General features: G+C 34.9%; 20 protein-coding genes. 6 read left to right on the plus strand and 14 right to left on the minus strand.

What is annotated here, in order from left to right; translation table 11 throughout:
* Positions 1-33 precede the first annotated feature (33 nt).
* The 9 genes from murG to mraZ all read right to left on the minus strand — a co-directional run bounded on the left by murG (position 34) and on the right by mraZ (position 10,560).
* Positions 34-1,194, minus strand: a complete 1,161-nt coding sequence (gene murG / locus MQX03_RS10195) for an undecaprenyldiphospho-muramoylpentapeptide beta-N-acetylglucosaminyltransferase (protein WP_242802918.1) — start codon at positions 1,192-1,194, stop codon at positions 34-36.
* Between the two features lie 75 nt (positions 1,195-1,269).
* Complete coding sequence (locus tag MQX03_RS10200; RefSeq protein ID WP_242802920.1) at positions 1,270-2,511, minus strand: FtsW/RodA/SpoVE family cell cycle protein; 1,242 nt, start codon at positions 2,509-2,511, stop codon at positions 1,270-1,272.
* A gap of 11 nt (positions 2,512-2,522) precedes the next feature.
* Positions 2,523-3,869: a UDP-N-acetylmuramoyl-L-alanine--D-glutamate ligase gene (gene murD, locus MQX03_RS10205; protein ID WP_242802922.1), complete on the minus strand. Its 1,347-nt coding sequence runs from the start codon at positions 3,867-3,869 to the stop codon at positions 2,523-2,525.
* A 73-nt stretch (positions 3,870-3,942) separates the two neighbouring features.
* Positions 3,943-5,184, minus strand: coding sequence for a phospho-N-acetylmuramoyl-pentapeptide-transferase (mraY, locus tag MQX03_RS10210; RefSeq protein WP_242802924.1), 1,242 nt, complete (start codon positions 5,182-5,184; stop codon positions 3,943-3,945).
* 40 nt (positions 5,185-5,224) lie between these two features.
* On the minus strand, positions 5,225-6,685 hold the full coding sequence (locus MQX03_RS10215) for a UDP-N-acetylmuramoyl-L-alanyl-D-glutamate--2,6-diaminopimelate ligase (protein WP_242802926.1): 1,461 nt from the start codon (positions 6,683-6,685) through the stop codon (positions 5,225-5,227).
* Positions 6,686-6,778: 93 nt separating this feature from the next.
* Complete coding sequence (locus MQX03_RS10220) at positions 6,779-8,770, minus strand: penicillin-binding transpeptidase domain-containing protein (protein ID WP_242802928.1); 1,992 nt, start codon at positions 8,768-8,770, stop codon at positions 6,779-6,781.
* A complete protein-coding gene (locus tag MQX03_RS10225; RefSeq protein WP_129535561.1) occupies positions 8,754-9,119 on the minus strand; it encodes an FtsL-like putative cell division protein in 366 nt (121 codons plus the stop codon). The genes MQX03_RS10220 and MQX03_RS10225 overlap by 17 nt, the downstream gene beginning before the upstream one ends.
* A gap of 67 nt (positions 9,120-9,186) precedes the next feature.
* Positions 9,187-10,080, minus strand: coding sequence for a 16S rRNA (cytosine(1402)-N(4))-methyltransferase RsmH (rsmH, locus tag MQX03_RS10230; protein ID WP_242802955.1), 894 nt, complete (start codon positions 10,078-10,080; stop codon positions 9,187-9,189).
* A gap of 21 nt (positions 10,081-10,101) precedes the next feature.
* The gene (gene mraZ, locus MQX03_RS10235) at positions 10,102-10,560 is read right to left on the minus strand and encodes a division/cell wall cluster transcriptional repressor MraZ (protein WP_242802930.1); all 459 of its coding nucleotides are present in this window, start codon (positions 10,558-10,560) and stop codon (positions 10,102-10,104) included.
* A 273-nt stretch (positions 10,561-10,833) separates the two neighbouring features.
* On the opposite strand from mraZ, the gene MQX03_RS10240 reads away from it, so the two are divergent.
* The 3 genes from MQX03_RS10240 to MQX03_RS10250 all read left to right on the plus strand — a co-directional run bounded on the left by MQX03_RS10240 (position 10,834) and on the right by MQX03_RS10250 (position 12,723).
* Positions 10,834-11,595, plus strand: a complete 762-nt coding sequence (locus tag MQX03_RS10240) for an alpha/beta fold hydrolase (protein ID WP_129535559.1) — start codon at positions 10,834-10,836, stop codon at positions 11,593-11,595.
* Between the two features lie 62 nt (positions 11,596-11,657).
* Complete coding sequence (gene yihA, locus MQX03_RS10245) at positions 11,658-12,281, plus strand: ribosome biogenesis GTP-binding protein YihA/YsxC (protein WP_129535558.1); 624 nt, start codon at positions 11,658-11,660, stop codon at positions 12,279-12,281.
* Positions 12,274-12,723 (plus strand): GNAT family N-acetyltransferase, encoded by a 450-nt coding sequence (locus MQX03_RS10250; RefSeq protein WP_229983003.1) that lies wholly within the window; start codon positions 12,274-12,276, stop codon positions 12,721-12,723. Before yihA ends, MQX03_RS10250 begins: the two co-directional genes overlap by 8 nt.
* A 355-nt stretch (positions 12,724-13,078) precedes the next feature.
* On the opposite strand, the gene MQX03_RS10255 is transcribed toward MQX03_RS10250, so the two are convergent.
* The 5 genes from MQX03_RS10255 to MQX03_RS10275 all read right to left on the minus strand — a co-directional run bounded on the left by MQX03_RS10255 (position 13,079) and on the right by MQX03_RS10275 (position 17,973).
* Positions 13,079-14,086 carry a trypsin-like serine peptidase gene (locus MQX03_RS10255; protein WP_242802932.1) on the minus strand — a complete coding sequence of 336 codons (1,008 nt, stop codon included), beginning with the start codon at positions 14,084-14,086 and terminating at the stop codon, positions 13,079-13,081.
* A gap of 68 nt (positions 14,087-14,154) precedes the next feature.
* Complete coding sequence (locus MQX03_RS10260) at positions 14,155-15,000, minus strand: caspase family protein (protein WP_242802934.1); 846 nt, start codon at positions 14,998-15,000, stop codon at positions 14,155-14,157.
* 330 nt (positions 15,001-15,330) lie between these two features.
* Positions 15,331-15,975, minus strand: a complete 645-nt coding sequence (locus MQX03_RS10265) for a response regulator transcription factor (RefSeq protein ID WP_129535554.1) — start codon at positions 15,973-15,975, stop codon at positions 15,331-15,333.
* Positions 15,972-16,748 carry a sensor histidine kinase gene (locus tag MQX03_RS10270; protein WP_242802935.1) on the minus strand — a complete coding sequence of 259 codons (777 nt, stop codon included), beginning with the start codon at positions 16,746-16,748 and terminating at the stop codon, positions 15,972-15,974. Before MQX03_RS10270 ends, MQX03_RS10265 begins: the two co-directional genes overlap by 4 nt.
* 661 nt (positions 16,749-17,409) lie before the next feature.
* Complete coding sequence (locus MQX03_RS10275) at positions 17,410-17,973, minus strand: hypothetical protein (protein ID WP_242802937.1); 564 nt, start codon at positions 17,971-17,973, stop codon at positions 17,410-17,412.
* 441 nt (positions 17,974-18,414) lie between these two features.
* On the opposite strand from MQX03_RS10275, the gene MQX03_RS10280 reads away from it, so the two are divergent.
* From MQX03_RS10280 to MQX03_RS10290, 3 genes are all read left to right on the plus strand, one after another.
* A complete protein-coding gene (locus tag MQX03_RS10280) occupies positions 18,415-19,638 on the plus strand; it encodes a site-specific integrase (RefSeq protein WP_242802939.1) in 1,224 nt (407 codons plus the stop codon).
* Positions 19,629-20,369 (plus strand): hypothetical protein, encoded by a 741-nt coding sequence (locus MQX03_RS10285; protein ID WP_242802941.1) that lies wholly within the window; start codon positions 19,629-19,631, stop codon positions 20,367-20,369. The genes MQX03_RS10280 and MQX03_RS10285 overlap by 10 nt, the downstream gene beginning before the upstream one ends.
* 130 nt (positions 20,370-20,499) lie before the next feature.
* Positions 20,500-20,982 (plus strand): hypothetical protein, encoded by a 483-nt coding sequence (locus MQX03_RS10290; protein ID WP_242802943.1) that lies wholly within the window; start codon positions 20,500-20,502, stop codon positions 20,980-20,982.
* Positions 20,983-21,215: the final 233 nt, after the last annotated feature.

Below are 21,215 nucleotides of genomic sequence, written 5' to 3' on the forward strand. Positions count from 1 at the left end.
TTTGATAAATCCACCTCACTGCTTCTTCATCTCTTATTTTATTACTTTAAATATCTCATCCACAATCTCTTTCGCTGCGTTGGGTTTAGCAAAGTATTTCAGATTGTCTGACATTTCTTTTCTTACATTTTCACTCTCGCAAATTTCTGATAATGTATTCCAGAATTTCTCCTGCATTTCAGAGTCTTTTACTATTCTGGCTGCATTCTTTTCAACCAGATTCATCGCATTTTTGGTCTGATGATCTTCTGCTGCAAATGGAAACGGAACCAACAAAACCGGTTTCTGCGCTACCGCCAATTCTGAAATAGCAATCGCACCCGCTCTTGAAACAATCACATCTGCCGCAGAATATGCTGTTTCCATGTCTTTGATGAATTCCTTTATTTGTATTTGGTTATTGGTTGTTGGTTGTTGGTTGTCAGAACTTCCATCAACTGACAACTTACAACTATCAACTATCTCTTTGTAATCCAATTTTCCGGTTTGCCAGATTAACTGATAGCCTTTTTCTTTTAATTTATCTAAATTCTCTTTCCAGCCATTGTTTAATGTTCTTGAACCTAAAGAACCACCAACTGATAGAATGGTGAGCTTATTTTGATCTAAACCCATTTTTTCTTTTGCCTGAGAGGTTTCCTGCATTCCTGAGATGATATTTTCACGAATCGGATTTCCTAAGAACTTTATTTTTTCAACCGGAAAACCTTCCACTTTCGGATAGGCTGTAAAAACGGATTTTGCTTTTTTACTTAATATTTTATTCGTCACTCCTGCATGCGCATTCTGCTCCTGAATAAAAATCGGAATTCCCATTTTACTCGCTTCGTACAAAGCCGGTCCGCTAGCGAAACCGCCAGTGCCTACCGCAAAATCCGGAGCGAAATTCTTTATGATCCTTTTAGATTTAGATAAACTTTTCAAAATCTTGAAAGGCAAACCCAAATTGGATAACATATTTCCCCTGTCGATTCCAGCAATGTCAATTCCTTCGATTTTATAACCAGCCTGCGGAACTTTTTCCATTTCCATTTTTCCGTTGGCACCGATGAACAAAAATTCTGCATCAGGAAATCTTTTCTTGATTTCGTCTGCAATAGCAATGGCCGGGAAGATGTGTCCTCCGGTTCCACCACCGGACAATAATACACGGATGGCTTGTGGCTTTTGGCTGTTTGCTGATTGATTGTTCATTTTATATCAATTAATTGATTCATTATCTGGTAGGAATCTATCCTATCCTTTATTAAATCGTCCCTTCGGGACTACTTAAGCAATGTCGTTTATTTCGACGATGCTTTGTTTTTTACCCATTCCTTCTTCATCGTATATCTGGATTCTTGAGCTTATATTTAAAATAATTCCTAACTGTAAATAGGTTACCAACATGGATGTTCCCCCATAACTTATCAATGGCAACGGCTGTCCGGTTACCGGAATTAAATTGACAGCAACGGCAATATTAACCGCTAACTGTACAAAAATCATCACACCGAGACTGAGCACGAGCAGTGAGCCAAAAAACGCTGGCATTTTACTCGCAATCATCACGATTCTGATAATCATAATGAGGTACATACTGATCAGGAAAACAGCTCCTATTGCACCATACTCTTCGACAATTACTGCGAAAATAAAATCGGATGCAGACTGTGGAAGCATTTGTTTTAATGCACTTTTTCCAGGCCCCATTCCGGTAATTCCACCGTGAACGATCGCAGCTTTTGCCTGCATTACCTGATAGTTTTTTGCCTTTACACTTTCATCATCAACATCGGCAGTTTTTGCTTTGCTTGAGGTAAAAGTTTCAATACGGCTCATCCATGTATGTACACGGTTTCCGCCGATCAAATTGGTATTTAATGCAACCAATAAAAACAGAACAATCGCTACAAATGAAGACGAAATAAATCCTGCAATGTACTTCCAGTGAAGCTGTCCGATGATCAAAACAATCACAGAAACCATTAAAATCATCAAAGCTGTAGAACCATTATCTTTTGCCACTAGTACAAAAACTAGCAAAATCGGCCCAAAAATAAAGCCGACATTTTCACCAACAGTACGCTCTCTGGTTATTTTTTTAGTTAAATATCTGCACAGATAAATAATCAACATTAAAAAAGCAAATGATGAAGGCTGAAATGAAATCGGTGTTCCCGGAATTTTCAACCACCTTGAGGCACTTGCTCCATCGATCGTTTGTCCGGTAAACATCGTAACGACCAATAAGAGAATCATTAAACCAAGCAAAATACTGCTGAGCTTACCGATGTATTCGTATTTGACCACACCAACGAATCTCATGATAACTAAACCTAAGATCACAAAAAACATGTGCTTCATAACGTGACCCGTTGTGGTTCCGTTATTGACAATGTATTCCAAATTTGAACTTGCAGAATACACCGGGAAAATTGAGAAAATAGATATCACAATAATGACCATCCAAAGCACTTTATCGCCCTTTAGATACTCAAATTTGTTTTCTTCTGTGTACCGTTCGTTCATATTCTTTGCTTTTAGCTATTGCTATTAGCCGTTGCTTTTAAAACCTGTTCTTTAAACTGATTGCCGCGATCTTCGTAATTTTTAAATAAATCGAAGCTAGCGCAACATGGTGATAATAAAACCGTATCGCCGTTTTTGGCTAATGATTTTGAGATTTTCACCGCTTCCTCCATGCTGGAAGTATCATAAATAAACTCTTTTTTATCTTTAAAAAAGTCTATAATTTTTTGATTGTCAATCCCTAAGCAAACAATTGCTTTTACTTTTCTTTTAACTAAATTCTCAATTTCTGAGTAGTCATTTCCTTTATCTTGTCCACCAACAATCCAAACGGTTGGGGTTTTCATACTTTCTAAGGCGTAATACGTTGCATTGACGTTAGTCGCTTTACTGTCGTTGATGAATTTCACTCCGTCAATCTCGGTAACCAATTCGAGTCTATGTTCCACTGCCTGAAAGGTCATTAATGAATTCCTAATACTTTCATTATTGATTTCCAATATTTTACCGGCAATTGAAGCGGCTAAGCTGTTGGCAACGTTGTGGTTTCCCATTAAAGATAATTCGTCAATTTTCATCGAGAATTTATCTTTCAACTTTACAATTAGTTCATCATCATCAATAAAACCTCCTTCATTCAGTTTCTCTTTGGTTGAGAAAGGAATCATCTTCGCTTTTATCTCAAATTTTTCAAGAATATTTTTGCTCATTTCGTCATCTTTATTGTAGATGAAAAAATTGTCATTTTCCTGATTTTCAGCTATTCTGAATTTTGCCAAAGCATATTCTTCGTAGTTGTAATTGTACTGATCCAAATGATCTTTAGACAAGTTTAACAACAAAGAAATATACGGTCTGAAATTCTGAATATCATCCAACTGGAAAGAACTAACCTCCAAAACATAATATTCATGGTTCTCATCAGCAACCTGTTTTGCAAAACTGTAACCGATATTTCCGCCTAAACCTACATTCATACCGTCACTTTTTAGAATGTAATAGATTAGAGAGGTCGTTGTTGTTTTTCCGTTGCTTCCGGTGATGGCGATAATCTTGGCATTGGTAAATTCTGAAGCGAATTCTATTTCCGAAGAAATTCTGATTCCTTTCATATGAATTTTGTGAATCATCTCTGCCTTTTTCGGGATTCCCGGGCTTTTCACGATCCAGTCTGCGCTTAAAATTCTTGCTTCATCGTGGTTTCCTTCTTCAAAATCAATATCATTCTCCTTCAGAAACTGCTTGTAGTTATCCTTAATGGCTCCTTTGTCTGAAAGAAATACTTCCAAACCTTTCTTTTTAGCCAAATAAGCAGCACCACAACCGCTTTCTCCACCTCCTAAAACAACTATTTTCATAATTCTGTTTTGATTTAATGATTGAAAAATTTAATTATTAAATAATTTGAATCTTTCAATTTTTAAATTAATCTTATCTCATTTTCAATGTAATAAGACATACAATCGCTAACATGACACCGATGATAATCATTCTGTTGACGATTTTACTTTCGTGAAAACCATCTTTCTGATAATGATGATGCAAAGGAGACATTTTAAACAATCTATTGTTCTGGGCATATTCTAACCCAAATTTTCTTTTTCTGTATTTAAAAACAACTACCTGAAGCATTACCGAAACATTTTCAATTAAGAAAATTCCACAAAGCACAGGAATCATTAATTCTTTTCTTAAAATAACCGCCAAAACAGCTATTACACCACCCAACATCAAACTTCCGGTATCTCCCATGAAAACCTGTGCCGGATACGTATTGTACCAGAAGAATCCGATAACAGCTCCCACCATGGCGACGACAAAAATCGTGGTTTCGCCCATGTTTGGGAGGAACATAATGTTAAGATAATCTGCAAAAATGATGTTTCCTGATACGTAGGTAAAAAACGCAAGTGTCAGTAAAATAACCGTACTTGTTCCGGCTGCAAGACCATCAATTCCGTCGGTAATATTGGCTCCGTTTGAAACCGCTGTTACAATGAAAATTACAATTGGTATGAAAACAATCCAAGCCCATTCGTGGGCATCTTCGTCATTCATCCAAAATAAAACTCCACTGTAATCAAACTCATTGTTTTTAGCAAAAGGAACGGTAGAAACAGTGATTTTCTCAGCAGGCATGAAGTTTTGCTCCACATTGTTTCTGTTGACCACTTTTGTATCTGCATATTTTCTTTTAACCGTAATATCGGGATGAAAATACATTGTAACTCCGATGATTAGCCCTAAACCAACTTGTCCTACAATCTTAAATTTCCCGCTTAATCCGTCTTTATTTTTCTTGATTTTCTTTAAATAATCATCCAAGAAACCGATCGCTCCCATCCAAACTACGGTTACAATCAGAAGAACAATATAAATATTGGTAATTCTTGTAAACAGCAAAACAGGAATTAAAGTCGCAATAATAATGATGAAACCTCCCATTGTAGGCGTTCCTTCTTTTTGTTTTTGTCCGTCTAACCCAAGATCACGAACCAACTCGCCCATCTGCTTCCCTCTCAGGTAATTGATGATGCTTTTTCCGTAAATAAGCGCTATAGTCAAAGACAACAAAACCGCCATCCCTGCACGGAAAGAGATGTACCTCAACATTCCCATTCCCGGAATGTGGATGCCTTGGCTCGTTAAGTATTCGTATAAGTAGTATAACATTTAGTTCAAATTTTGATTTAGTTGTTTAAAGCTTACATTATTACTTACTCATAAGCTTCCAAAGCTCATTTATTACTTCTTTGTCATCAAAATGATGTTTCACACCATTGATTTCCTGATAGTTTTCGTGGCCTTTTCCGGCTACGAGAACAATATCTTTAGGTTCTGAGAATTTGATGGCCATTTTTATGGCTTCTCTTCTGTCCGGAATTGAAGTGTACTTGCTGAAGTTTTGAGGTTCAACGCCAGCTTCAATTTCTTTTATAATCTGATTCGGATCTTCAGTTCTCGGATTGTCTGAAGTGATGATTGCCAAAGTTGATTTCTTTGAAGCAATATTTCCCATTTCAGGTCTTTTGGATTGATCTCTGTCGCCTCCGCAACCGAAAACCGTAATCAGTCTTTCGTTTTTTGTTCTAATGTCGTTTATGCTGTCTAAAACATTTTCCAACGCATCTGGAGTGTGCGCATAATCGACGATGAAGAAAATTCCGCCATCGGATTTGAACGTTTCAAATCTTCCAGAAACTCTTTTCAAAATACTGATTGCCTGAAGAATTTCATCCTGTTCAAATCCTAATTCAGAAACAATTCCGAAGACCAAAAGCAAATTATAAACATTGAATTTTCCTGTTAAAGTTGTCCAGAATTCTTTTCCGTTGAAGTTTAACAGCATTCCGTTGAAATCTACTTCCAACGTTCTTCCATGGTAATCTGCTATCGTCTTCAAAGCATAAGACCTTTTTGCAGCCTTAGTGTTTTGAAGCATCACGTTTCCGTTTTTATCGTCTACGTTAGTGATGGCGATTGCATTTTCATTTAACTCATCAAAAAACCTTTTCTTGATTTTTAAATATTCATCAAACGTTTTATGATAATCTAAATGATCGTGTGTAAGATTTGTAAACCCGGCAATTTTGAAAGTCAGACCTTCAATTCTGTTTTGGGCAATGCCATGAGAACTCACTTCCATAAAAGCAAATTCGCATCCTTCCTCAACAGCCTGAGCCAAAATTTTATTGATGGTAATTACATCCGGAGTCGTGTGTGTCGCCGGAATTATTTTTTCTCCGATTCTGATTTCTACTGTTGACAATAAAGCTGAATCGTAGCCTAAATTTTTAAACACATCAAACAGCAAAGTCGAAACAGAGGTCTTCCCATTAGTTCCGGTAACGCCGATCAACTTTAACTTTTCAGAAGGATTTCCATAGAAATTGGAAGCCAAGTGACCTAAAGTTTTAGAAGCATCTTTTACTTTAACGTAAGTAATGTCTTCATCTAAATTTTCAGGAAGTTCCTCGCAAACAATAATTTTTGCGCCTTTTTCAATTGAAGATGCAATAAATGAATGTCCGTCTACAACCGTTCCTCTCAATGCGATGTACAAAGAGTTTTCGGAAACTTTTCTGCTGTCAAAAACCATTTCGGAAACCTCACGGTTATTTTCACCGTGAATTTCTAGTACTGGAATTCTGTTTAATAATTCAACTAATTGCATTTCTTTGATGCGGTTTATTTTATTTTTTATGACCGTTTATTTTAATAGGATTTCATCCTATACTTTTTTAGGTCGTCCCTTCGGGACTTTTTTTTAATTTTGCAGAGACAAATAAATTCTCTGGTTTTTACTGATTGTTGTGCCTTCAAGTGGAAATTGTTCTTTAATTCTTCCAACTCCTTTAAAGTCTACACGGTATCCTAAATTTTCAAGTTGTGGAATAGCATTCTTACCAATCAATCCCACTACATTTGGCATTTGTTTATTATTAACTGCTACTTTTACATTCGGTTCAACCATTTTATTCAGATTGACCTTTCTGTCGACAAGCATTTCTTTCTCAACATTCTGAGGTGTTTTCAGGAAAGTTTTTCCGGCAATTTCTTTAAAAACTGGCGCAGAAACTGTTCCTCCGTAAAAACCTTTTGAAACATTCGGCTCACTGATCATCACGTAGCAAGTGTATTTCGGATTGTCTGCCGGATAAAATCCTGCAAATGATGCTCTGTATTTCATCGGACCAGGCAACCAATATTCAAATCTTGCCGTTCCTGTTTTTCCTGCCATTTTCAAGTTTGGGGTAAAAATACTTCTACCTGTACCCTTTTCTACCGCTTTCGTCAAAGCGCTTGTCATCATCTGAATGGCTTTATCAGAAGCCATTTTTTTAACCATTACTTCTTCTTTCGCTTCGAAAACTGTTTTTCCGTCTTTCATTATTTTGTCAATGAAAATCGGTTTCAGCATTTTTCCTTTATTGGCTACACCGTTGTAAAATGTTGCTAATTGCAAAAGGTTGATGTTGGTCGCATATCCATAACCAATTGAGGCTAATGTTGCAGCATTCCACGATTTGCTTTTTGGAGTTAAAATTCTTGGTTTTGTAATTCCGGGAAGTTCAATATCCATTTTGTCAAACAGTTTCCATCTTCTTAAATGATCGAGAAAAATTTCCGGTTTGTCTGCGTAGAATTTAGTGATCAATTTTGCCGTTCCCACGTTACTCGATTTTGCCAAAACATCACTGATGTCATAAGTTCCACCACCGTGACCGTCTGAAATTCTCTGTTTTGCGTACACCCAAACTCCGTTCCCTACGTTTACGGTTGTATTTTCATCGATAAATCCGTCATCCATTGCCGCCAAAAGCGAAATGGTTTTGAACGTAGACCCTGGTTCAATATTATCTTTTAAAGCATAGTTGTAAGCATCTTCATACACTCCCGGCTCGGTTTCTCTTAAATTAACCAAAGCACGCACCTTTCCGGTTGCCACTTCCATGACAATCACGGTTCCGTGTTTTGCTTCAAAATTTATCAGCTGTTTTTCTAAAGCTGAATGGGCAATATCCTGAATTCTAAGATCTAAAGTTGTATAAACATCCTGACCATCGGTAGGTTCATTCACTTTCCAAAAGTCGATGGGTTTCCACTGAGAAGAGTTTACTCTTTGCTCGTATCTGCTTCCGTCAATTCCTGTTAAATATTTTGAAAAAGCACCTTCAAGTCCTGCCTTTGCGACTCCGTTATCAATTCCTATTGTTCCTGCGCCGATTTCTGAAGTTGCTAATTCTCTTTTGTAATTTCTGTCGATGATGAAACCACCTTTATTTTTTCCTCTTCTGAAAATTGGAAATTTTCTAATTCTGTCGTACTCATCGAAATCCAAACCTTTTACCAAAGAATAATATTGGTTTTTCTTTTTTCTCTGTTCGTCAAATCTTTTTCTGAAATCAGCTCTCGGTTTTCCGAACATTTTGCTTAAAGAATCTGTGAGCGGACCGATATTGTTGGTGTAGACCGTATCTTTAATTGTTTTAAAATCAAGATAAACATCATAACGCATCACCGTCGTCGCCAAAATAGAACCGTCTGAAGCATAAAGATTTCCTCTTGCGGCTTTTAAAGTGGCATTTCGGTAATTATTATTGATGTAGTCGTCTTTAATTTCCTGAACATTGGTATTCTGCAGAAGAATAATTCTCCCGATGAAAAGCACAAACACGCAAAGAGCCCCCACTGCAAAGAGGTAGCCCCATCGTAACGTTTTTTTACGTTTGTTGTCGTATTCACTTGGCTTTTGCATCTGTACTGTCCAATTTTATTAACAATTTGTGAGGATGACTTTCTAAGGTCATTAATGAATCTGCTGCAACCTGTTTCCCCAATTCAGATTCCATTTTTACTTTAATGAGCTTGCTTTGTGCGTAAGCATTTCTTGATTTAAACTCTTCTGTTTGTTCTTTTAAAGCATTAACAATTTTAATTTTTTTGTTCACCAAATGGTTTGAATAAATCATTCCCATCATCAGAACAAAAATCAACAGGAAAAATTTGTAGTGCGTTGTCAACTCATCACGGTTCAGAAAATTCCCTTTTATAATGTCTATAAAAGTGAGTCTTTTTTGAGGACGATATGTTGGTTTTCTTGCCACTTTTTTATCATTGATGATTGATTAATAATAATTGATTTTAAATCACTGATCAATCATTATTTATCATTTATAATTTAATTCCTGTTCTCATTTTAGCACTTCTGGCTCTTGAGTTTTCTTCAATTTCCTTGTCATCAGGAATGATTGCTTTGCTTTTTACAAGTTCAAATGCTTTCGCATAATTTCCGTAGATATCACGTTGCGGTTCTCCTTCAAACATTCCGTTTTTCAGGAATCTTTTGACCAAACGATCTTCCAAAGAATGATAAGAAATCACCACTAGTCTTCCTCCGGGTTTCAAAACATTGTAAGCCTGAACCAACATTTCTTTTAAAACTTCAAGCTCCTGATTGACTTCAATTCTAATCGCCTGAAAAAGTTGTGCATAAAATTTATTCACTTTATGCGGCGGAAGAAAGCTGAAGATTTTTTTCAGATCTTCCGTTGTGTTGATCGCTTTTATTTTTCTGTGATGAACAATATCTCTTGCCAGTTTTCTCGCTTCTCTCAATTCACCGTAGTAATAAAAAATATCTGCTAAAGCATCTTCTTCGTAGTCATTGATTACTTTTTTGGCATCCAAACTCTGCATCACATTCATTCTCATATCCAATGGCGCATTGTTTCTTGTGGAAAAACCTCTCACCGCTTCATCAAACTGATGAGAAGAAACGCCAAGGTCAGCCAAAACGCCATCCACTTTCGCAACTCCGTACATCAAAAGAGAATTTTCTAAAAATCTAAAGTTTTGATTGATTAAAGTAAACTTCGGGTCATCAATTGTATTTTTTAGCGCATCTAAATCTTGGTCAAATGCGTATAGCTTTCCATTTTCAGAAAGCCTGTCTAAAATTTCCTGTGAATGACCACCACCACCAAATGTGCAGTCCACATATATTCCGTCCTGATTCGTCACCAAATCATCCACACTTTGCTTCAATAAAACGGGGTTGTGATATATGCTCATTTGTGATACTTTTATTTATTCTTCATCAAAAGCGCCCATTACATCTTCTGCCAGACTTGCAAAATCTTCTTCATTGGTTGCGATTACCTTTTCATAGGCATCTTTATCCCAAATCTCGAAAAGCTCACCTGCGCTTGTCACTACAATTTCTTTCGTAAGATTTGCATAATGCGTAAGATCTTTTGAAATCTGTAGTCTTCCGACGCTGTCTAGTTCTACAGTTTTTACACCTGCAGTAAACATCCTGATGAAATCAGCATTCTTTTTAATGAATCTGTTTAGTTTATTAATCTTTTCCATAAGCTTATCCCATGCTTTCATAGGGTAAACTTCGAGACACGGTTGGAACACAGAACGCTTTACCACAAAGGTTTTCTCCTCAAAGTTCTCCATCTGCTTAATCAGCGATGAAGGCACCTTTAGGCGACCTTTGTCGTCTATTTTGCACTCATATGTTCCAATGAAATTTCTCATTTGGGACAAAATTATACAAATTTTTCCAAAAGCTCCCACTTTTTCCCACTTTTTGACTTAATGTTAATAAGTTTTACACCAGAGTCAACAAAAGCGGTTTAAATATTTGATTCGAAAAGACTTACAAGCCCTGCTATTCGTCGAATAATAAAAAGATTTTTAAAAAAGACTGTAAGAAAAGCCTTATTATATTATTTTTATTTTAAATTAGAGATATCAAAAAAATTTTGGTGTATAATTTGTATTTTTGCAATGCTTTATTAAAGCGATTTTATGATATTTAGTACAAAAAAAGATAAGAAATATACCTTCATTGAAGCTGGGGAAGGACATCCATTGGTGCTCTTGCACGGTTTAATGGGTGGGTTGAGCAATTTTGACAAGATGGTGAATTTTTTTTCAGAGAAAGGGTTTAAGGTCTATGTACCTCAGCTCCCCATCTATGATTTGCCGGTACTCAATACCAATCTTACAACAATCGCCAAATACGTCATTAAATTTATCGAAAGCGAAATTGGCAAACCCGTAACCATTGTAGGAAATTCTATGGGTGGTCATGTGGGACTTATTTTGACTTTAGCAAGACCAGACTTGGTGAAAAATTTAGTTCTTACCGGAAGCTCTGGTTTATACGAAAGAGCATTTGGTGACAGTTTCCCGAGAAAAAATGACCGTTCATATATAAGAAAGAAGGCAGAAGAGGTTTTCTATGATCCTGCAGTGGCAACAGAGGCTTTGGTAGACGAAGTTTTCAGCGTAGTGAATGACAGAATGAAAGGAATCAAAACGGTGATGCTGGCAAGAAGTGCCATCAAGCACAACATGTTGAACGATCTTCCTAAAATTGTGCGCCCGACGTGCCTGATTTGGGGGAAACAGGACAACGTAACACCTCCTGAAGTTGCTATAGATATGCACAAATTTATCCCAAATTCAGATCTTTTCTGGATTGATAAATGCGGACATGCTGCGATGATGGAAAAACCCGATGAATTCAACGAGATTCTATACAATTGGGTAAAAGATAAAATATAAATTGACCGTAAACCATTAAGAATTTCTTAATGGTTTATTTTTCTAAATAAAATCAAGACAAAATGGTTATAAAGACAGCAGAGTTTGTAAAAAGCAGCGGAAAATGGCAGGAATGCCCTGAAGGAACCATCCCTGAATACGCTTTTATCGGACGCTCAAACGTAGGAAAATCTTCATTGATCAACGGAATGCTCAACAGGAAAGATTTAGCAAAAACTTCAGGAACTCCGGGAAAAACTCAGTTGATTAATCATTTTATCATTAATGAAAGTTGGTACCTTACCGATTTACCTGGATATGGATATGCAAAGGTTTCAAAAGTGATGAGACGTGATTTTGAAAAGTTGATTAACAACTATATTTTAAATAGAAACAATCTGGTGAATCTTTTTGTTTTGATTGATTCTCGTCATACTCCTCAGAATATTGATTTAGAATTTATCCAGTGGTGTGGAGAAAGCGGTGTTCCGTTTTCAATAGTTTTCACGAAAGTTGATAAACTAAAACCGAATATCGCCATAAAAAATGTTGAAGATTACAAAGCTGAACTTCACAAAACATGGGAAGATCTTCCTGAAATTTATGTAACATCTGCTGAAAAGAAAACCGGAACAGATGAGATTTTAAGTTTCATTCAAAAAACGAATGAATTTTTGGTTAATAACGGCGTGACTTTCAATGAATAATATTATTTGGAAAATAAAAAGTTTTGAAGAAATTACTACTTCTGAACTTTACGAAATTATCAGAGCGAGAGTGGATGTTTTCGTTGTAGAACAAGATTGTCCTTATCATGATTTAGATGGATATGATCAGCAGGCAATACATATTTGGGCAGAAGAAGATAAAAATGTTTTAGCGTACTGCAGAATTTTCAACAAAGGAATAAAATATCCCGAAACTTCTATCGGAAGAGTTTTAACAACTGAAAAAGCCAGAGGAAAAAGCTTAGGCAAACAACTGATCCAATACGCAGTAGAAACCATCGAAAATCGCTTTCATACAAGCGAAGTGAGAATTTCTGCCCAAGATTATCTTTTAAGATTTTATTCAGGATTTGGTTTTGAAGATACCGGAAAGAAATATTTGGAAGACAATATTCCACACACGGAAATGTTTAGAAAATAATTTTATTTAAATACAGAACAGCACTTTTTGAAGGTGCTTTTTTTGATTTTGATTATAAAAACGGTTTGCATTTTCAAATACTCCAAACCTTTACTAATTGTATTTCCTTGTTAATTGAAATGCCTTTGTATATCTTAAGTAAAACAGTTTTATCGTAAAAAAGCTTTGTCTTACTTTGCGATTAAAAACGCAAGGGTATACAAAGAATATTAAAAAGTCATTATTGAAAATAAGCTAAACAAAGCCGTTTCACTTATTTTTGAAATACTAAAAATAAAAATACACCGCAGCTTATAAAAATTAAAAAGAGCCTGATCCTAAAACCAGACTCTCCATTTATAAAACAAAATAATGTTTAAGGATATTCGTTTCTTGCTCTTGTCACGAGACCAACTAAATCTGAACCCCCACTTGCAAAATTAATGCTCGGATTGTGTGCGCTTTGAGTGGCAACTGCATACGGCGAACCGTTCCAATACCCCCAAAACGGGCCACCGCTTTGTCCGGGCCAGATATCAGCTTTGTGTTGAATACTTTGATTATCATCCGGACTCCAGAAATCACCATCTAAAGCAATGCCTGTTTGATAAGTAGGTCTTTGCGTTCCCGTCAAATCTGCAGGATAACCAGCGTGAGTAAAAGAAGCCTGCCCATCCCAAGAATCTGAGTAAGATTTAGAACCTAACCAGCCTGTACTGTTTCCAATGGGTCTGTCAAGAACGACTACCACGTAGTCAAACTGAACTTCTGTGCCATCAATAGTTGGACCGGCAACTTTATGTTTGTAGTAGGTTTGGATTCCCCAAGCACTTCCGTAAGGTGCGCTACCATTATAATACATTGGTGTGAATTTTAACCAGCCTGTTTGGTTATTGGGTTTCCAATCGATGATATGCGCACAAGTCAAAAGATGTCTCGGGCCTATCATTACACCACTTGCAATTCCTAAGGAGCTTTCTACTCTTCCGACACAACGCCACGGATACGCTGTAGAATTGAATACTTTTCTCTGATCAACTCCGAAGATTGTTCTTGCCCCTTCAGCACTTAAGAAATTTTCTCTTTCAATAAATTTTGGTTTACGATCTTTTTTAGGTTCCAATTTTGGCTGATACTCGAAGTCTGAATGAGTTGGATAGAAAAAATCGGTTTCAAGGTTTTCATCGCCAGCTGATTTCTCATTCATTGTGATGGCTACAGACTTCATTCCTTTTGGATAGGCTCTTCCGTCGATTGTTTCCATTTCTGGCTCTTTGTCGGATAATTTTAAATTGGCTGATTTTTCAGCCGATTTTGCTTTAATAGTTTTAAGCTTTAAAACTTCTTCAGCAGACATTGGGTTTTTGTTTTCAATATTAGACATGATTATTTGGTGTTTTAATCAGTTTTTTCCTACTCTTTGGATGGCTTTTCGGATTCCGCCAATTTATTTTATGAAAATATTTTTTGTGAAAATTCTGTTTTGATGCTTTCAGTCTGGTTGCTTTGCGCAGCTCCCATTGCTGCTAATGCCATTGCGATTTGGTTGTCAAGCGTTTTTCTGACAATATTACCATTGGTAGCACGCAAAATTTTGCAGAAATGATAGGTAAAATAACCTCTGATTTGCCCATTCACACTTCCTTCCATAGAAACCTGGTTATCCTTAGAAGCAGCCCATAAAGTATGGTTCATACCGACAACAGGAACTAAAGCTTTAGTGGTAAATGTTGTTTTTTTCGAAGTTTTAGATAATGGAATTTCGTTGGCGTACGTCATATAAAACTCATCTTCCAACATGGGTGGAATGAAACGTGCTGTTTCGTAAGAAAAATCTACACTCAGTCCTAAATCCATTTTTCTTGTTCCTGTTCCGGAGTGACAGCAGTCGAAGACAACTTCAAGATTTACTCCGGCTTTCAGTTTGCTGAGAACAGCTTTAAAATCATCATCACGAATAACTCCTGCGCTTGCATAATCGTGCGGACAAATAGCTTCATCTAAACCGTCGATCTCTAAATCTGTTCCGATGTTGGCAACTCTCGTTCCGTGTCCTGAATAATAAAACACCAAAGAATCACCTTTGACGCTGGTGTTCACCAAAGATTTTAGATAATTTAAAATATTGGCTCTTGTAGCATTTTGATTGGTCAAAATTCTGATTTGTGAAGGTGCAAAACCACAAATTACTAAGGTGTTTGCCATATCACGTGCGTCATTGATGCATCCGTTTAAATCGGGACCACCTGATCCGATGGGCGCGTAGTCATTGATTCCTACGATAAGTGCTTTTTTCATTGTATTAGTTTTTTTAATTTTCCTTACTCTGTTTTGGCTTTTCAGGTTCTGCCTGTAACTTTAATTTTACATGACAAAATTCTGATATTCAGAAACATGAGAACAGAGGAGAAAACCTTAATTATCACAGGAAAAGCACCTGAGTTAAAAAACTTAACCCGTATTAAGAATTTAGACCTAAAAAAAATCCTTACCAAAATTGATAAGGATTGATTGTTTTAAAACTAAGTGTCGTTCCTACGGAACTCTAAATTATGGGCTACATATTACTACAAACAATTGCTCCGCTGGAGCAAAAATTCATGTGATTATTTTTGTATTTAAATTAAATCAACACAAATTATGTTTTAAAGCAAAAAGTACAAGACCTACTCTGTTTTTTATTTCTAATTTAACAAAAACAGAATCTCTGTAACCATCGATGGTTTTTGGACTGAGGCACATTTTGTCAGCGATTTCTTTGTAGGTTAGCTCACTGCATGCTAATTTGATAAATTCTTTTTCGCGTTCTTTTAAATCTGAAAGAAGTGAGGCATTTTTTGCATCCTCAGTTTGTACTTTCAACAATTTTTGGGCAACAAAATCGGTATAGAAACTTCCTTTTTCAAAAACGGTATCAATTGCCTGAAAAAGTATAGAAGGCTGCATATCTTTCAGCAAATAACCTTTTGCACCGGCTTTTAACATTCTGATTAGTACTTTCTCATCGTCTTCCATCGTTAAAGCAATCACTTTGATGTCTGGATGATGCTCAGTAAGCCATTCTGTCGTTTCAATGCCGTTTTTGTAGGGCATATTGATATCCATCAAAACAACTGCGGGCAGTTCGGAAATATTTTCTAACCCAGAGATGAAGTCTTCCCCATTCGGCTGATTCATTACCACACGGTATTTTGGGTTTTCTGCGATCATACTTTCTAATGCTTTAGACATTAAAGTATGATCATCAACTATTGCAATCGGAATTGTTTTCATGGTAAGTTTTTGTGGTATGTGATTGTGGTTTTGGTTCCTTCTTCAAGCTTTGACTGAATAGAAAATTCTGCATGTATCAATTTAGCTCTTAACTCCATGTTTTTTAATCCTGAACCATCATTTATAATATTGGTATTGAAGCCCTTTCCGTTATCTGTAATTGTAATTTGTAACGTATCGTGGTCGTCTTCCAGCTTTATGGCTACATTTTTGGCTCTTGAATGTTTTAAAATATTATTAATACTTTCCTGAATGATTCGGAATAAAATCAACCCATGTTTTGGTGTAATATCAATGTCGTGCTTTTGCGAAATGAACTCTATGGTCAATAAGCGTAACTTTTTTATCCTTTTAATTTCTCTTTCGATAGATTCTATTAATCCGAAATGAATAATTTGTTCGGTAATTAAAGTTTTAGATAAATTTCTGACATCCTGGATGCATTCGCCTAATAATTCATTTAATTCGCTTAACTCTTCTTTTTCTGTATTTGCCAGCTTTGGAATCAATTGATTTTGTCTTAATCTTACAACTGAGAGTTTTTGTCCTAAATCGTCATGCAACTCCTGCCCGATATAATTGAGCGTCTGTTCTTTCATTTCTACCTGCGAGGTGGCAAGCTCTTTTTCAAAATGCAAGTCTTTTTCTTTTTGCTCAATTAATAGCGTCGTTTTTTTTCGGATAAATATGACGTAAACGAAAATCATCGTCAACACAATAATTAACAAAGTAACCGTAAAAACAACTATTATTTTATTCAGTTCCATACTCATAATCCGACTTGTTTAGCCTTATCCGGCTTATTCCAGAATAACCCAAAAGCTATTACTATATTGTTGATTAGATTTAATAAAAATACAATAATTGCGAAAAGGTCTTCTGAAACTTTTACACGAAAGAAGAAAAGGGGAATAATTCCTGTATAAAAGATTAAGGAGCCAACTGAGAGCCAAAAGGGTAGGTAGTTCTTTATTTCGAATATCTTATCTGAATTGAAAGTTTGATATAAAAATAATATGATTGAAAATATCAACAGAAGAATGTTGATGTAAAAAATATTAAATGATAAATTTTGAAAAAAACTCTTCTCAATAAAAGACACTGCAAAAATATTTACAAAGAACAAAACTAAGAGTACAAGTTGTAATTTTTTAAGAAGAGGAAGATATATCAACTTGTAATAGTAAAGCAAATACATTAAAAATACAATTGCGAGACAAATACTGTAATATTTTTCGGTTGGCAAATTAGTCAGCTTGTAGTAAAAATAGAAAAAGAAATCGCTTACAGATAATAAAAGATATCCTACGAAAAAAAACAGATTCACTTTTTCGATCCTTTTATATTTAACTATAATCAAAATCATCATGATCACCAAAATGACCATTGATATCTGTTTACCTAATTCTACATTCCAAGCCATGGCTATAATTTCTAGTTCAAAGAGTTTGCTGACAAACTATTAGGAGGTGGTGAAAGGTTTGTCATATTCATAGGCTGTATAGACTCTATCTTTTCATCTTCTTCAGTTGCTCCACGTCTTTTCATTGTCGCATCAGAAGTTCCTTGCTTTTTAGCTGTCGGCATTAAAAAGATTGTTTGATAGCCGCCAAATTCAGGTTTTGCCATTTTGTTTGTTGGATGATTTGCTGGGTATTTTCCCATATAAATTTTAATTCCTACATTTTTAATGTTCTTTTCTTTTGCCTGTTCTTTTACATATTGAATATACCCTTCCATTTCTTCAATGGTAAAAGAATACCATCTTGAGTCGGGATTTCCGTTTCTGGAGTCTGCTAGAACTTTGTTATTGGTTCTTGTATATTCATCAAAAAGAATCTGTGCATCCTCGTGCGTGATGAGTTTCTTTTTATAACTATCATCTACAGGATTTTCAGGTGGAGGCGGAGTACAGCGTACATAAGTGAACACAACTAAACACAGCGCTAGTATTCCTAAAAACGAACTTACATTCTTAAATAAAAAAGGAGTTTTCATGGATATTGTTTTATAAGGTTATCTAACAAAAGTAGTTAACTCTTTAAATATACAAAAGGGGAAAATCACTGTTTTTGAAATTTCGCTGGAAATAACACTTTGTAATTGCTAAAATAGTAAGAATAATTACCTGAAAAGAAGAGTAAGTTTGGGAAATTTGAAAATAAGTATATCTTAATAATTTAAATAAAATACGTCCTTTTAATGTCATAAAACAAAAAAGACTGCTAATCAATGATTAGCAGTCTTTTCAAGTACCCCAGACGGGGGTACTATATTTGTTTTATTAATTTTTCTTGTTTTTAATTCGTTTATATTCAATACCTTTGATATATAGATGATTTAGGTAGTGCTAATTTTTCAAACTTAATCGATTTTAAATTTAAAATTAGCCACCCTATTAGCCACCCTTTATTTTACTTTATTAAATTTAAACACAGAATGAAGTTAGTTTTCGAATTAAGAAAAGAAAAGATTAATAAAAATGGTTTAATTCCAATTCAGGCTATTATTAGAATTGATGGTGTAAGGATTAGAAAAAACACAGGTTTAACTGTTTTAGAAAATCATTGGACAGGTCACAGAGTAAAGCCCAATTTAAAGAAGGAATCAAGCAATAATTATCAGCTCATTAATGACGACTTGCAGAAATTAGAAGACAAAGTTCAAAAAATACTGCTTTATTTCAGGGTTAACGATATTGCGTTTTCTACAGAAAAATTTAATGAACTTTACGATAAGAAAGAACAGTTAATAGAAAACAAATTTGATTTCTTTGAATGCTTTGATGAATATATTGAGAAAGGAAAGCTGACTAAAACTCCCAACACAACCAAAGGGCAAACAACTGTCAGAAACTTTATTGATAATTTCTGCAATGATTCCGGAATTTCAATTTCATTTGAACAGGTAAATTCGGTTTTCTTTGAAACACTAATGGAATATGCTTACAAAGAAAAAGAAGTTAAACAAAACTACTTTGCAAAGATTATTAAGGTTTTAAAATCATTTCTAAAATGGTCTGAAGAAAAAGGCTTTCATTCAAATCGGGATTATGAAAAGTTTGTTGCTGCAGAGCACGATATCGACATTGTATACCTCACATTTGATGAATTGATGAAACTGTACAATCACAAATTTGACACTGACAGATTAAGTCATGTAAGAGATTTTTATTGCATGGGCTGTTTTACAGGTCTTCGATTCTCCGATTTGTCAAAGTTGCATTTAGCGAATATTTCTGAAGAACACATTGTACTCTCTATTCAGAAAACCAAAACACAGAATCACGCAATTAGACTAACAAAATATGCAAAAGAGATTCTAGCAAAGTACAAAGGCACAATCTATGAGCCTTTGCCACATATATCATCGCAAAAATTTAACGATTACATCAAAGAATGTTGCGAATTAGCTGAAATTACCCAGCCTTTTACGGTTCATTGGTTTGTTGGCAACAAGAAAGAAACTTTAACTCTTCCTAAATGCAAATTTATTACGAGCCATACGGCAAGGAAAACATTTATAACTAATTCTCTTCTATTGGGAATGGAACCAAAGGCTATTAAGAAGATTGCAAATATCAAGAAAGATGTGGTTTTAGATAAGTATATGAAGGTTACTGAGGCATTTACTGACGATCAAATGGATAAGGCATGGAAATAGAGAATCTAAAATTATTAGAAAACCTGGAGCAGGATTCTCAAACACTATCATTCGTTGATGAGTATTTTAAAATAAACAATGGCGTTCAGGATATTTTAAGAAGATATAACGACATTTTTTATTTGGATGAGTTTTCGAAATTTTATTTCTTGTTTTCTCATTCAGAGCGATTTTTTAATGTAAATGAAGATTACTTGAAAACGAATGAAACACATGTGGCATCAGTTTTCCAATTACTATTTTCTGATGGACGCTTTCCTCAATCAAAGAATTTCAAATATTCTGTAAAAAGTACTGAGGAACTAACATTATATATGTGGATATCATTTCAAGCTGAACTTTTCAGATTAGCCCACATGATTATTAAGAACACCGATCTTCAGAAGTATTTGCACCACGAAAACATTCAAACCCCAGCTTTAATAAATAATAACAATCATTTATTTTTCGCTCCTTTTATATTTCCTCCGCTTGATCTATCTAGATATCTTGATCAGGAACTTCAGGAATTAAAATTTGAACAAGACAATCTAATAATTAGAGAAAATGAAATAATAAACTTGCTTGATAGCAGACTTTCAAATGTAAAATCACAAATTTTCGAGAGAACCGGTTTAAGCTACATTAAAAACTACAATTATTCTTATTACAATTCTGTAAGCTCAAATTATAATTGGAGTGAGGCGATTAGCTTGCTGAAAGTCGAATCAAAAAAAAATAGATATTTTTGAAGAAATAAATATTTATATAATTGATTCATCTTTTAGCTTCGTTACAGATGAATTTTTATTGCTTTTTTTCAAAAAAACTTATACTGAGGAATTTTCACTCTTAAATACACACTCCTATTATAGTGGTCAGTTGGATCCCAATGAAATAGCTATAAACGAACTAAAGCAAAAAACGAATGAAGCTATTTTGATTAAGGAATTAAAAGACACGCTAAAATTTTATTGTACAGGAATCGAAGCCACAAAAATCATTCACAAATTCATTGATTTAGATGGGCTACAAGGAGATGAACGAAGACAAAAAGAATGGAAAGCCAACTTTTCAAATCTCATTACATTTCTGACCACCAACAAAAGTGTCGAAATACCTATCATTACTGAGATTGAATATAAAGAAATTGTAAAACTCTTCGGTTTTTTTGATTATCTAGCTTCATTGAAGTTAGTTTCATATAAAATTAATGATCTTAAGAAGCTTCTATCAATAATTTCAAAAAATGAGAGCTTAATAAACAACTCAACTTTAAACAAAGCGCATTTAAGAAAAGGAAAGTTAGATGAAAATTTGAAAAGAACTTTGAAAGATTTTATCCCATACAGATTTTTAGACTAAAAATCACAAAGCACTTAACTTTGTAAGTAACATTAAGTAGCACTAAAAAATGTAGCTGCTTTATAAAACTTAAAAACCTCGCAAGTTGCGAGGTTTTTCTTTATCCGCCACACGATACAATCGTGCCTTTACTTTGTAATAATAAAAACTACTTAAATTTATTCAAAGGAAAACAGAGGTGAACTAGCAATCGTGCTGAACTTAAGGTTTAACTCCCGCATTAGTCCTCTGCT

This window comes from Chryseobacterium aahli, assembly GCF_022699665.1.
GTDB lineage: Bacteria > Bacteroidota > Bacteroidia > Flavobacteriales > Weeksellaceae > Chryseobacterium > Chryseobacterium aahli.